Source organism: Pseudoroseicyclus sp. CXY001, from assembly GCF_041714655.1.
Taxonomy (GTDB): domain Bacteria; phylum Pseudomonadota; class Alphaproteobacteria; order Rhodobacterales; family Rhodobacteraceae; genus Pseudoroseicyclus_A.
In genome coordinates this window covers 2,769,787-2,781,749 of sequence record NZ_CP168219.1, presented here as the reverse complement: position 1 = coordinate 2,781,749, position 11,963 = coordinate 2,769,787, and the positions used below count along the sequence as shown (strand labels likewise).

The window sequence follows — 11,963 nt, the reverse complement described above, 5'->3', positions numbered from 1 at the left end:
AGGCAGGGCGCCCGAGGCCGCCGCGCCGCCCGGACCCCGGCTCAGAGGCTCTGGTAGCGGGCCTTGGCGCCGCGCTCGATGGCCGCGGCGTGAAGGCGGTCGATGGAGAGCTCGTGGCGCGTCTCCTCCAGCATCCGCGCCTCCACCTGGCCGATCTGGCCATCGGCGGCGGCGATGTCGCAGGCCAGCGCATAGGCCGTCTCGAACAGCCGCTCCGGCAGGGCGTCGCGGACGAGGCCGAAGAGCGCGTCGAGCCCGTCCTCCTGCTCGAGAAGGTCGAAGACCATCTCGCTGACGCGGGGCAGGGCGGCGCCGTCGTAATCGGCGAAGATCGGCAGGTGATCGAGGATGTTCTGGATCTGCAGGAGCTCGGCCGTGCGGATGGTCTCGTCGGAGGCCGAGACGGCGATCATCAGCGCCACGAGGGCATCGGCTTCCGTCAGCGGGCTGTCGTCGGTCATCACTCTCTCCTGTCGTTCCCTGCCCATTTATTGACGGCCCCCCCGCCCCGCAATAGGGATGCGGCGCCCCGAGTTGTGGCAATGGAGTGCGATATGGCGGACCTCAGAGACGTGGCGATGGACAGCAAGGCCTGGCCCTTCCAGGAGGCGCGCGCCCTCGCCAAACGCTACGAGAAGGCCCCGCCCGAGAAGGGCCATGTGCTCTTCGAGACGGGTTACGGCCCCTCGGGCCTGCCGCATATCGGCACGTTCGGCGAGGTTCTGCGCACCACGATGATCCGCCGGGCCTTCGAGCTGATCTCTGACATCCCGACCCGGCTCATCTGCTTTTCCGACGATCTCGACGGGATGCGCAAGGTGCCGGACAACGTTCCGGACCAGGCGATGCTGCGCGAGAACCTGCAACGGCCGCTCACCTCGGTGCCGGACCCGTTCGGGGAGTTCGAGAGCTTCGGGCATCACAACAACGCCATGCTGCGGCGGTTCCTCGATACCTTCGGGTTCGAATACGAGTTCATCTCGGCGACGGAGTTCTATGCCTCCGGCCGCTTCGACGAGACGCTGCGCGAGGCGGCGCGCAAGTATGACGACGTGATGAAGATCATGCTCGCGAGCCTCCGCGAGGAGCGCCAGCAGACCTACTCCTGCTTCCTGCCGATCCATCCCGAGACCGGCCGCGTGCTCTATGTGCCGATGAAGGAGGTGAATGCCGAAGACGGCACCATCACCTTCGACGACGAGGACGGCCGGGAATGGACGCTCCCCGTCACCGGCGGCCATGTGAAGCTGCAGTGGAAGCCCGATTTCGGCGCGCGCTGGGCGGCGCTCGGCGTCGATTTCGAGATGTATGGCAAGGACCATTCCACCAATACGCCGATCTACGACGGCATCTGCGAGGTGCTGGGCGGGCGGGCGCCCCACCATTTCACCTACGAGCTGTTCCTCGACGAGACCGGGCAGAAGATCTCGAAGTCGAAGGGCAACGGGCTGACCATCGACGAATGGCTGACCTATGCCTCGACCGAGAGCCTCAGCTACTTCATGTACCAGAAGCCGAAGACGGCGAAGCGGCTGCATTTCGACGTGATCCCGAAGGCGGTGGACGAATACCACCAGCAGATCCGCGGCTTCAAAGGGCAGGAACCGGTGCAGCAGCTCGCCAACCCCGCCTGGCATATCCATGGCGGGCAGGTGCCGGAGAGCGATCTCGTGGTGCCCTTCTCGATGCTCCTCAACCTCGCCAGCGTGGCCGGGGCGGAGGACAAGGCGACGCTCTGGGGCTTCATCCGCCGCTATGCGCCGGATGCGACGCCGAAGAGCCACCCGGGGCTCGATGCGGCGGTCGGCCATGCCGTGCGCTACTACAACGACCGGGTGAAGCCGCATAAGACCTACCGGATGCCCGATGTCTCCGAGCGGGCGGCGATGGAGGAGGTGCTGGCGGCGCTGGACGAATGGCAGGGCGAGGCGGATGCCGAGGCGCTGCAGAACATGCTCTATGCCATCGGCAAGGAGCATCGGTTCGACCCGCTCCGCCACTGGTTCCAGGCGCTCTACGAGGTGCTGCTCGGCGCTTCCGAGGGGCCGCGCTTCGGCGGGTTCATCGCGCTCTACGGGATCGAGGAGACCAAGGCGCTGATCGTCAAGGCGCTCCGGGGCGACCTTGCCCATGAGGAGCCGATCGACATCTAGGCGAGCCGGAAGAGGGCGCCCCAGCGTCTGGCGAGTGCCTTGGGGCGCTCGGCGTAGAGCTTCTGCCCGATGGCGAAGGCGGCGTCTTCCAGCCGGCGGGCCTCTGTGCAGAGCGCCTCGCGGAGGCCCTCCTCGGCGGCACTCTCCAGCCCGCCGGGGAGGGCGGCGGCCAGCACGTCAAGGTCATGCCGGTCGCCCAGAAGGTCGGAAAGCGCGCTCGCCGCCGCCACATGCGGGGCGAGCGCCTCGGGCCAGACCGGCGAGAGAAGCCGGGCGTGATACCAGTGGTATTTCACGCGCTTGCGCCAGTCGTGCAGCGCCTCGCCCTCGCGGCTTTCTGCTGCCTTCAGGCCCTTGCGGCCCCGCCGGTAGGTTTCAGTGAGGCCGGGGGCGACCGCGCCCCAGCCGTCCTCCGTCAGCTCCCAGTCCGCCACCCGGCCGAGCGCCGCCTCGAGCCTCAGGCGCACCTCGTCGCGGCGGCCGGGCGCCTCGCCGCCCGTCTCGGCCTCCGCCTGCGCCGCCTCGAGCCCCTCGCGGAAGGGCCGTGTCGCCTCGGCGTCGATCAGCCCCGCAGCGCGGAGCCGCTCGTAGCTTTCGAGCACGGCGGCGGCGTCACGAAGGGGGGCGAGGATGCGGGCGGCGTCGCGGTAGGCGGCATTCTCCTCGGCGTAGAAGGGCGCGGCGCCGCGGAATAGGCGGAGGAGGCCGCGGAGCTTCTTCAGCCGCTTGCGGATGTCGTGGATCTCGTCCGGGGAGGGCATCTCCTCACCCTCGAGCGGCGCCAGCGCCTTGCGGAGCTGCGTCTCGGCGACGCGGGTGAGGAAGGTGGCGGGCGGCTCGCCCGGAATCCATGCATAGCTCATGCGGGGCGAATGCCGGGGGCGGCCCGGCGGTTCCGGTGTGGCGTTGAAACTTCCGCGGCGGCCGGACCGTGTCTACGATGACGGACATCCGAAAGGAGCACCCCATGCACCGCATCCTGCCCCTGACCAGCGCCATCGCCCTCGCCGTCCTCGCCCAGCCGGCCGCCGCCGAGGCGGAGGAGGAGATCGAAGCCGTCATCACCGGCCAGCTCGACGCCTTCAACGACGGCGATATCGAGGAGGCGTGGGACTATGCCAGCCCCGGCATCCAGGCGATCTTCGGCAGCCCCGGCAATTTCGGCGTGATGGTCGAGGATGGCTATCCGATGGTCTGGCAGAACCAGGGCGCGCGGATGATGGATCAGCGCGAGATCGGCGGGGCGCTCTGGCAGGAGGTCTGGGTGAGCGATGCGGGCGGTCGGGTCCATGCCCTTGCCTACAAGATGATCGAGCTGGACGGCGCCTGGAAGATCGACGCGGTGATGATGCTGCCGCCGCCGGACCTCGGAGTCTGAGGCAAAATTCTTCTGCGAAGAATTTTGGGGCAGATTTTTCGGCGAAGAATCTGGCGCCCTAGTCGAACACGATCACGTTGCGGCGGGCGGCGCCCTTGCGGCTGTCGGCGATGGCCTCGTTGATCTCGTGGAGACGCCAGCGGCGGGAGATCAGCGCATCGAGCTCCAGCCGCCCCTGCAGGTAGAGATCCGCGAGCCAGGGGATGTCACGCGCCACGACCGTGTCGCCCATCTTGGTGCCGGTGAGGCTCTGCCCGTAGGCGGCGAGGTTCACCGGCTCGTAATGCGACAGCGCCCCGGAGGCCGGCATGCCGACGGCGATGGCCCGGCCACGGGGAGCGAGATAGGCTGGTGCCGCGTCGAAGGCGGGGATGGCGCCGACGGTGACGAAGACGGCATCGGCGCCGCGGCCGAGCGCCTGGCGGGCGGCCTCCCACGGCGCCTCCTGGCGGGCGTCGATGAGGTCGGTGGCGCCGAAGGCGCGAGCGGCCTCCAGCTTCTCCGGCACGGGATCAACGGCGACGATGCGGCGGGCGCCGGCGATGCGGGCGCCCTGGATGGCGTTGAGCCCGACGCCGCCGCAGCCGATCACAACGGCATCCTCGCCGGGGCGGAGCTTCGCGGCATTCACCACGGCGCCGACGCCGGTGATGACGCCGCAGGCGAGAAGCGCCGCCGCCTCCATCGGGATCGCCTCCGCCACCTTCGCCACCTGGCTGTGATGCACCGTCACCGCCTCGGCGAAGGCGCCGGCGTTCATCGCCTGCGTGAGCGGCGCGCCGCCCTGCGTCAGCGCCGGCGGATGGGCGGAGGCGGGGCTCTCGCAATAGACCGGATGGCCGGAGGCGCAGGAGCCGCAGCCGCCGCAGGCGCGGATTAGCGTCACCACCACCCGGTCGCCCGGGGCGAGGCCGGTGACGCCCGGGCCGATGGCGCTGACGATGCCCGCCGCCTCATGGCCGTAGATAGCGGGCAGGGCGCCGCCCCAGATGCCATCCATGAAGGAAATATCCGAATGGCAGATGGCGACGGCGCCGAGCCGCACCTGGATCTCGCCGGAGAGCGGGGCGCGAAGCTCCACCTCCTCCAGCGACAGGGGTTGCCCGAAGGCGCGGCAGATCGCGGCGCGGATGGTCGTGGTGGCGGCGGTCGCGGGGGCGGCGTCTAGGCTCATGGGCGCTCTCGTCAGGCTGGCACTGGCCGGGCCCTTGTCGGCCCGCCCCGCCGGCCGGGCTTGGCTCGCAGCGACATGAGATGTCGCCGGGGCGCCCTCGCCTTCGGCTAGTCCTTGGCCTGAGGCTCCTCCGCCCAGATCTCCTTGGCGATGCGGATTGCCGAATTGGCGCGGGGCACGCCGGCGTAGATGGCGACGTGGTGCAGCGCCTCGATCACGTCCGAGCGGCTGGCGCCGGTGTTGGCCGTGGCGCGCAGGTGCAGCCGCAGCTCCTCCTCATTGCCGAGCGCGGCGAGGAGGGCGATGGTCAGCATCGAGCGCTCGCGCCGGCTGATCGCCTCGGAGGACCAGACATGCCCCCAGGCGGCCTCGGTGATGAGCTCGATGAAGCGGGCATCCTCCGGTGTGCGGTTCGCGTCCGAGCGGGCGACATGGGCGGGGCCGAGCACTTCGGAACGGGTCTTGCGGCCCTGGGCGAGTCGGTCGGGGCGGTCCGTGTCAGTGGAATCGTCAGACATGGCCGGTCTCCTTCAGGAAGGCGGTGAGCAGCGCCGCATAGTCGCGCGGCGCCTCGATCTGCGGCAGGTGGCCGGCGCCGCGGATCAGTTCGGTCCGCGAGCCCGCGACGAGCGCCACCGTCTCGCGGACGAGGTCCGGCGGCGTCGAGCGATCCTCCGACCCGGCGATGCCGAGGGTCGGTAGGGTCAGCGTCGCCGTGGTCGCCCAGAAATCCGTGCCCGAGATGGCGGCGCAGCAGCCGATGTAGCCCTCGAGCGGCGTCGCGGCGAGCCGGGCGCGCCAGGCGGCAAGCTCCGGCCCCTCGCGGAAGGCGGCGGAGAACCAGCGCTCCATCACCCCGTCGGCAATCGCCTCCATGCCGCCGCGGCGGAGGGCGGCGATCCTGTCCGCCCAAAGCTGCGGCGTGCCGATCTTGGCGGCGGTGCTGGAGAGGACGAGGCTGCCGATCAGATCGGGCCGCTTCACCGCCAGCCCCTGCGCGATCAGCCCGCCGATGGACAGGCCGACGAAGGTGACGCCGCTGAGCCCCCAGGCCTCGCAGACCGCCTCGGCATCGGAGACGAGGGTGCCCATGTGATAGGGCGCCTCGGGCACCGACGAGCGGCCATGGCCGCGCTTGTCCCAGCGGATCAGGCGGAGCCCCTCGGGCAGAAGCGGCAGGAGCGTGTCCCAGCTCGTCAGATCGGTGCCGAGCGAATTGGCGAAGACGAGCGCATGGCCACCCTCCGGCCCCTCGGCGGTGGAGAAGAGCTTCTGCCCTTCCTCGCGGCTGACGAAACGCTCCTGCATCGGACCCCTCCCCTTTGCCTCTCCTTAGCGGCATGGCCGGGGAACGCAAAGGCAGGGCCCGCCGGAGCGGGCCAGAGCGCACTGGGCCGGGCCGCAAAGCAAAGGGCCCGGCGGCATCTGCCACCGGGCCCTCGCAATCCGTTGGTCCGTCCGCCTCAGGCGGCGGCGTCGGCCTTCGCCTTGGCGATGTCCTTCTTCACCTTCAGCGCCGAATCGGACAGCTCGTCGTCCTTGGCGCGGGAAAGGAAGGCATCGAGCCCGCCACGGTGATCGACCGTGCGGAGCGCGGCAGAGGAGACGCGGAACTTGAAGGAGCGGCCCAGCGTATCGGAGATCAGCGTCACATCCTGCAGGTTGGGCAGAAAGCGGCGGCGGGTCTTGTTGTTGGCGTGGGACACGTTGTTGCCCGTCATCGGGCCCTTGCCGGTCAGTTCGCAGCGGCGCGACATGGTCTCATCCTCAGGTCTATCGGGGCCCGTCGCGCCCCGGCTCAAAACAGCGGGGCCCCGTGAGAGGGGCCCTCGAAAATCGGTTCCGCCAGATAGGCGGAATCGCCCGGGGCGTCAAGCGGCAAGGGCGGGGCCGGGGCGGGGAAGCGCCGGGGGCGCCCTTAGATCCGCCCCTGAGAGCGCAGCCAGGCCACCGCGATCCCGCCGAAGAGCAGGATGTTGAAGGCGAGGATGGCGCCGATCCGCACCGCACGGGCCTTCAGCCGCTGGCCTCGCCCGATGCGGCGCAGGTAGCGCAGCACGTCGGCCTCCGCCCGGGCGAAGCGCGCGGGCGGGACCTGCCGGGCGAGGCGCGGATTGCGGCCGAGCTCCTCGCCCTCGACCATCACCCCCACCGCCCGCCGGATGCGGTGCGGCAACTCGCGGCGGCACGAGGCCAGCGCGCCCGAGAGCGTGTCGCCCCGCGCGCCGAGCCGCTCCACCAGAAGCTGGCGGACGGTCTCCGTCCTCTGAAAGATCTCCCCCTGGTCCATCCGGCCCTTCTAGGGCGGCGGCGGCCGGCGGGCAATTCTCGCCGCGGGCCAAAATCCTCCCGCGATCATTTTCCGGCCCCCGGCGCCGCCGGTTGCCGGGCTCTTGGCTTTGCGGGCCACTCTTGCCAAAGAGGGGCATGCTCAACGTGACCAGATACGGCAGCGGCGGCCTGCCCCTCATCATCGCCCACGGGCTCTTCGGCTCGGGGCGGAACTGGGGGGTCATCGGCAAGCGGCTGGCCGACCGGGGCGAGGTCATCCTCCCCGACATGCGCAACCATGGCGACAGCCCCTGGGCCGAAAGCCAGGGCTATGACGAGATGGCTGCCGATCTGGCGGAGCTTATCGAGGCGGAGGCGGGCGGCGAGGCCGACCTCCTCGGCCATTCGATGGGCGGCAAGGCGGCGATGGTGGTGGCGCTCACCCGGCCGGAGCTGGTGCGGCGGCTGATCGTCCTGGACATCGCGCCGGTAGCCTACAGCCACAGCCAGGCGCATATCATCGAGGCGGCGCGGAAGGTGGATGTGGGCAGCGTCTCCAGCCGCAAGGAGGCCGAGGCCGCCATGGGCCTCGACCCCGCCAATGCGGCGTTCCTGCTGCAGAGCCTAGACATGAAAGAGCGGCGCTGGCGGCTGAACCTTGATGTGCTGGAGCGCGAGATGGAGCGCGTCGTCGGCTTCCCCGAGGTCTCGGGGGTCTTCGACGGCCCCGTCCTCTTCCTCTCCGGCTCCGAGAGCCACTACGTGCAGCCCGAGCACCGGGAGCGCATCAAGGCGCTCTTCCCGGCGGCGCGCTTCGCGAAGATCCCCGGCGCCGGCCACTGGGTCCATGCCGACCGCCCCCGCGAGGTGGAGGCGGCCGTCCGGGCGTTCCTCGACTAGAGAGAGACCTCGGCGTTCTCGCCGGCACTCTCCTTGGGGTCGCTGCCGAGGAGCATCTTCGCCCCGGCGACGAGCGTGTTCGCCTCCAGCCAGATCTCGGCCTGATGGAGGTCGAGCCTGAGGAGCCGCAGCTTCGGGTCGTCCTTGCCGTCGAACCAGGCGGCGACGAAGGGCGACCAGAGCTCGTCCACCTTCGTATGATCCGGCTCGGGGGCGAGGCGGCCATGGGCGGTGGCATAGAGGTCATGATGCTTGCCGACGAAGACCATCTCGGCATCCGCCGCGAAGGTGACCTCGCCGAGATCGGTGTCGGTGGAGGTGAAGAACCACAGGACGCCGGGCGTCTCGCCGTCGCTGATCGCGGTCATCGGCCGGCCGGCGGCCTTGCCGGGCAGGCCGAGCATGATCGTCCGCTCGCTGGTCATCTTGGACCAGAACTTGTCCTTGAGCTCTTCGGGGGAATGGTCGGGCATGGGAGCCTCCTGTCGCTTGTTCGGAGGCCCAACGCGCCGGCGAGGGGCTCCGGTTCCCCCGCGCTCAGGCTCGTGATCGGGGGCGGGGAGAGGGCATGGGCGCGCCGCGCTCCCGGTAGCAGAGAGGGCGCGCGGCATCGTCACGGATGGGAAGGGGGCGCCTCAGGCGGCAGGGTCACGCCTGTCGCGTGCTGCGAGAAGGACGCCGAGCCCCCAGCCGACAGCCAGCCCGCCGACGATGGCGGAGAGGTAGAACCAATCGATCCAGCCGAGCGCGATGGCGATGACGAGGGCAATGATCGCGGCGGCGGCGACGGCAACGGCGCTCGTCGGGACCGGACGGATGAGCTGGGACGCGTGCTGCATGGGCGTGACCTCCTGCGGGGGTAATGCGGGAGGTGGGGGGAGGGTTCCCGGGGGGATTTAGCAGACAATAGCTCTGCGCTACTTTATAGCCGCCTAGTGGTAGACGCTGTGGGTAATTCAGAAGATGTCGGCCTAAGGCCGTTTGCGATGGAGCTGAGTTTGACCGCAACGACGAAGCAGTATGACTTTGTCAATCAGTCAGCCTCGATAGTTGCTAGAGCGCTCCACACGACCGTCCACCTTTTGAAGCATGACCCGAGCCGCAATTTTTATCTTTGGATCAATTACTCGATATGCATCGCCTCGCGGAATTCTTTTAATCATGGGATGTGTGCCGCCTTCGAGTTCTCCCAGTCTTTGTGTGACGTTGAGAGTAATTCCTTGCGTTGACTGGGGAAACTCTTTCCGCACGAGCTTCTCAACATCCGTATACTTAAAGTCCTCAATCTGGATAATTCCTAGAGAGTAGATGACTTGATTTCTGCGACCTCGCTTTGTTTCGCGAGCATTCAAGTTCTGTTCAAGAGTCTCTCGTGCTGCTGAGAAATTCTGGTTGAACCACAGTTCTTCCGCCATGCGAAACTCTTCACCCTCAGCAGTAGCGTCGTTCCTAAGCGCTACCCGAGCGACCTCGAGTCCAAGTTCATGCAAGTATTGAGCAATCCTGTCAGTGGACCAGCTAATGTCATCAATGACTGAATCTGAGATATTGATCTTGAGAAGATCTCTGAGGCCCCGTGTGAGCAGGGATCGAGCTTCATCGACGCTCATTCTTGCAACTTCGGGCAGTTCGGAGAGGCGATTTGCAAGACTTTGACTTGCATTGGCGGTCGAAAGGTAGTCGCGGATATTAGTCGGCACGCCGACAATGCATAGCTTCACGTCATGCTCTGCGTAGTCGTCGTCATCAAGCAATATGATCATATCAGCGAGCTCTTTGACAAGAGCGGCGTTCTGGAGAATGGTTTCGAAGTTGTCGAGTACCAATATCCCTTTCTTCGACTTTTCGGAAGAGCGGATAAGGCGCATCATCGCGTCATACGGCTCTCTCTCTACAGCCTCATAGAGCCATTCCTTTGCGCCCTTGAGTCCCACGCCGCCGGGCAAAAACTCGACGCCGCCGCTTACTACTATCTGAGAGAGGACTCTATCATCTCCCTTGCTTCGATTAATTTTCTCGGTGATTGCGGCTGAAATCGAGCCCAGTCTGGAGGCGTTCCCCAGATTTACGACTGAGTAAGGCGTTTTGGTCTCCGAAAATACGTTCTTGTATAGCCAAGTCTTTCCATTTCCGCTTTCGCCATGAACGATTATGTGTTTCGATCCGGAAATCAGCTCTTTGAGCCTGTTCTCTAATTCGGAGCGGTCCACATACATCTTTTCATTGATAGTGGGCGCTTTGGGGGTAAAAACTTCTTCGGGTTTAGGAGTCAAGTTAAACATCACCCATCCATCTTCAACGCCGAGATGAACGCCTCCTGCGGGATCTCGACCTTCCCGAACTGGCGCATCTTCTTCTTGCCGGCCTTCTGCTTGTCGAGGAGCTTGCGCTTCCGCGTCGCATCGCCGCCGTAGCATTTCGCCGTCACGTCCTTGCGTAGCGCGCTCAGCGTCTCCCGCGCAATGACCTTGCCGCCGATGGCCGCCTGGATCGGGATCTTGAACATGTGGCGCGGGATCAGCTCCTTCAGCTTCTCCACCATCGCCCGGCCGCGCATCTCCGCGCGGTCGCGGTGCACCATCATGGACAGGGCATCCACTGGCTCGTCATTCACCAGCACCTGCATCTTCACGAGGTTGTCCTCGCGATAGCCGGTGATCTGGTAATCGAAACTCGCATAACCCTTCGTGACGCTCTTCAAACGGTCGTAGAAGTCGAAGACCACCTCGTTCAGAGGCAGGTCATAGACCACCATCGCGCGGGGGCCGGCATAGGTGAGGTCGAGCTGGATGCCGCGGCGGTCCTGGCAGAGCTTGAGGACGTCGCCGAGATACTCGTCCGGCACGAGGATCGTCGCCTTGATCCGCGGCTCCTCGATATGGTCGACCAGCGTCAGGTCGGGCATGTCGGCGGGGTTGTGGAGGTCGTCCACCGCGCCGTCCTTCATGTGGATCTTGTAGACCACCGAGGGCGCCGTGGTGATCAGGTCGAGGTCGTACTCCCGCTCCAGCCGGTCGCGCACGACCTCCAGATGCAGGAGCCCGAGGAAGCCGCAGCGGAAGCCGAAGCCGAGGGCGGCGGAGGTCTCCATCTCGAAGGAGAACGAGGCGTCGTTGAGCGCCAGCTTTTCCATCGCGTCGCGCAGGTCGTCGAAATCGTTGGCATCGACCGGGAAGAGGCCGCAGAACACCACGGGGACGGAGGGCTTGAAGCCGGGCAGGGCCTTCGCTGTCTGCTTCTTCTCATGGGTGATCGTGTCGCCGACGCGGGTGTCGCGGACCTGCTTGATCGAGGCGGTGAAGACGCCGATCTCGCCGGGGCCGAGCTCGTCGATCTGCACCATCTGCGGCTTGAGCACGGCGAGCGTGTCGAGCTTGTAGGTCGCGGCGGTCTTCATCATGCGGATCGTGTCGCCCTTGCGGATCACGCCATCCATCACGCGGATGAGGACGACGACGCCGAGGTAGCTGTCGTACCAGCTATCGACGAGCATGGCCTTGAGCGGCGCGTCGCGCGTGCCCTTGGGGGCGGGGAGGCGCGTGACGATGGCCTCCAGCACGTCGGGAATGCCGATCCCGGTCTTGGCCGAGATGAGCACCGCATCATGCGCCTCGATGCCGATCACATCCTCGATCTGCTCCTTTACCCGGTCCGGCTCGGCGGCGGGGAGGTCGATCTTGTTGAGCACCGGGACGATCTCGTGATCGGCGTCGATGGCTTGATAGACGTTCGCGAGCGTCTGCGCCTCGACGCCCTGGGTGGCATCGACGACCAGCAGCGAGCCCTCGACCGCCTGCATCGACCGCGAGACCTCATAGGCGAAGTCGACGTGGCCGGGCGTGTCGATGAGGTTGAGGATGTAGGTCTTGCCGTCCTTCGCCGGATACTCGATCCGCACGGAGTTCGCCTTGATGGTGATGCCGCGCTCGCGCTCGATATCCATCGCGTCGAGCAGCTGGGCCTTCATGTCCCGCTCGGCGACGGTGCCGGTGAGCTGGATCAGCCGGTCGGCCAGGGTGGATTTCCCGTGGTCGATATGGGCGACGATGGAGAAGTTGCGGATCTGGGCGAGCTCGGTCATGCGCGC

Annotated in this window: 14 protein-coding genes; 3 read left to right on the top strand and 11 right to left on the bottom strand. The window is 66.9% G+C overall.

Features of this window, described 5'->3' with window-relative positions:
- Window positions 1-41: 41 nt before the first annotated feature.
- Complete coding sequence (locus ACAZ03_RS13585) at window positions 42-461, bottom strand: tellurite resistance TerB family protein (RefSeq protein WP_373354388.1); 420 nt, start codon at window positions 459-461, stop codon at window positions 42-44.
- A 93-nt stretch (window positions 462-554) separates the two neighbouring features.
- On the opposite strand from ACAZ03_RS13585, the gene ACAZ03_RS13580 reads away from it, so the two are divergent.
- Window positions 555-2,153 carry a lysine--tRNA ligase gene (locus ACAZ03_RS13580; RefSeq protein WP_373354386.1) on the top strand — a complete coding sequence of 533 codons (1,599 nt, stop codon included), beginning with the start codon at window positions 555-557 and terminating at the stop codon, window positions 2,151-2,153.
- On the opposite strand, the gene ACAZ03_RS13575 is transcribed toward ACAZ03_RS13580, so the two are convergent.
- Window positions 2,150-3,016 (bottom strand): CHAD domain-containing protein, encoded by an 867-nt coding sequence (locus ACAZ03_RS13575; protein WP_373354385.1) that lies wholly within the window; start codon window positions 3,014-3,016, stop codon window positions 2,150-2,152. The two genes, ACAZ03_RS13580 and ACAZ03_RS13575, sit on opposite strands and share 4 nt — an antisense overlap.
- Window positions 3,017-3,120: 104 nt before the next feature.
- On the opposite strand from ACAZ03_RS13575, the gene ACAZ03_RS13570 reads away from it, so the two are divergent.
- On the top strand, window positions 3,121-3,531 hold the full coding sequence (locus ACAZ03_RS13570; RefSeq protein ID WP_373354383.1) for a DUF4864 domain-containing protein: 411 nt from the start codon (window positions 3,121-3,123) through the stop codon (window positions 3,529-3,531).
- A gap of 58 nt (window positions 3,532-3,589) precedes the next feature.
- On the opposite strand, the gene ACAZ03_RS13565 is transcribed toward ACAZ03_RS13570, so the two are convergent.
- The 5 genes from ACAZ03_RS13565 to ACAZ03_RS13545 form a co-directional block, all read right to left on the bottom strand.
- Window positions 3,590-4,705, bottom strand: a complete 1,116-nt coding sequence (locus tag ACAZ03_RS13565) for a Zn-dependent alcohol dehydrogenase (protein ID WP_373354382.1) — start codon at window positions 4,703-4,705, stop codon at window positions 3,590-3,592.
- 107 nt (window positions 4,706-4,812) lie between these two features.
- The gene (gene pcaC / locus ACAZ03_RS13560; protein ID WP_373354380.1) at window positions 4,813-5,223 is read right to left on the bottom strand and encodes a 4-carboxymuconolactone decarboxylase; all 411 of its coding nucleotides are present in this window, start codon (window positions 5,221-5,223) and stop codon (window positions 4,813-4,815) included.
- Window positions 5,216-6,013 carry a 3-oxoadipate enol-lactonase gene (gene pcaD / locus ACAZ03_RS13555; protein WP_373354378.1) on the bottom strand — a complete coding sequence of 266 codons (798 nt, stop codon included), beginning with the start codon at window positions 6,011-6,013 and terminating at the stop codon, window positions 5,216-5,218. The genes pcaC and pcaD overlap by 8 nt, the downstream gene beginning before the upstream one ends.
- A gap of 155 nt (window positions 6,014-6,168) precedes the next feature.
- Window positions 6,169-6,462 carry a 50S ribosomal protein L28 gene (rpmB, locus tag ACAZ03_RS13550; RefSeq protein ID WP_373354377.1) on the bottom strand — a complete coding sequence of 98 codons (294 nt, stop codon included), beginning with the start codon at window positions 6,460-6,462 and terminating at the stop codon, window positions 6,169-6,171.
- A 161-nt stretch (window positions 6,463-6,623) separates the two neighbouring features.
- On the bottom strand, window positions 6,624-6,995 hold the full coding sequence (locus ACAZ03_RS13545; protein WP_373354375.1) for a hypothetical protein: 372 nt from the start codon (window positions 6,993-6,995) through the stop codon (window positions 6,624-6,626).
- Window positions 6,996-7,132: 137 nt separating this feature from the next.
- Between ACAZ03_RS13545 and ACAZ03_RS13540 the strand changes: the two genes are divergently transcribed.
- Window positions 7,133-7,876, top strand: coding sequence for an alpha/beta fold hydrolase (locus ACAZ03_RS13540; protein ID WP_373354373.1), 744 nt, complete (start codon window positions 7,133-7,135; stop codon window positions 7,874-7,876).
- Here the strand turns inward: ACAZ03_RS13540 and ACAZ03_RS13535 are convergent.
- From ACAZ03_RS13535 to lepA, 4 genes are all read right to left on the bottom strand, one after another.
- Window positions 7,873-8,349 carry a pyridoxamine 5'-phosphate oxidase family protein gene (locus tag ACAZ03_RS13535; RefSeq protein ID WP_373354372.1) on the bottom strand — a complete coding sequence of 159 codons (477 nt, stop codon included), beginning with the start codon at window positions 8,347-8,349 and terminating at the stop codon, window positions 7,873-7,875. The genes ACAZ03_RS13540 and ACAZ03_RS13535 overlap by 4 nt on opposite strands.
- A 162-nt stretch (window positions 8,350-8,511) precedes the next feature.
- The gene (locus ACAZ03_RS13530; protein ID WP_373354370.1) at window positions 8,512-8,715 is read right to left on the bottom strand and encodes a hypothetical protein; all 204 of its coding nucleotides are present in this window, start codon (window positions 8,713-8,715) and stop codon (window positions 8,512-8,514) included.
- A gap of 198 nt (window positions 8,716-8,913) precedes the next feature.
- Complete coding sequence (locus ACAZ03_RS13525) at window positions 8,914-10,158, bottom strand: AAA family ATPase (protein ID WP_373354368.1); 1,245 nt, start codon at window positions 10,156-10,158, stop codon at window positions 8,914-8,916.
- Window positions 10,158-11,957 (bottom strand): translation elongation factor 4, encoded by a 1,800-nt coding sequence (gene lepA, locus ACAZ03_RS13520; RefSeq protein WP_373354367.1) that lies wholly within the window; start codon window positions 11,955-11,957, stop codon window positions 10,158-10,160. Before lepA ends, ACAZ03_RS13525 begins: the two co-directional genes overlap by 1 nt.
- Between the last annotated feature and the right edge of the window lie 6 nt (window positions 11,958-11,963).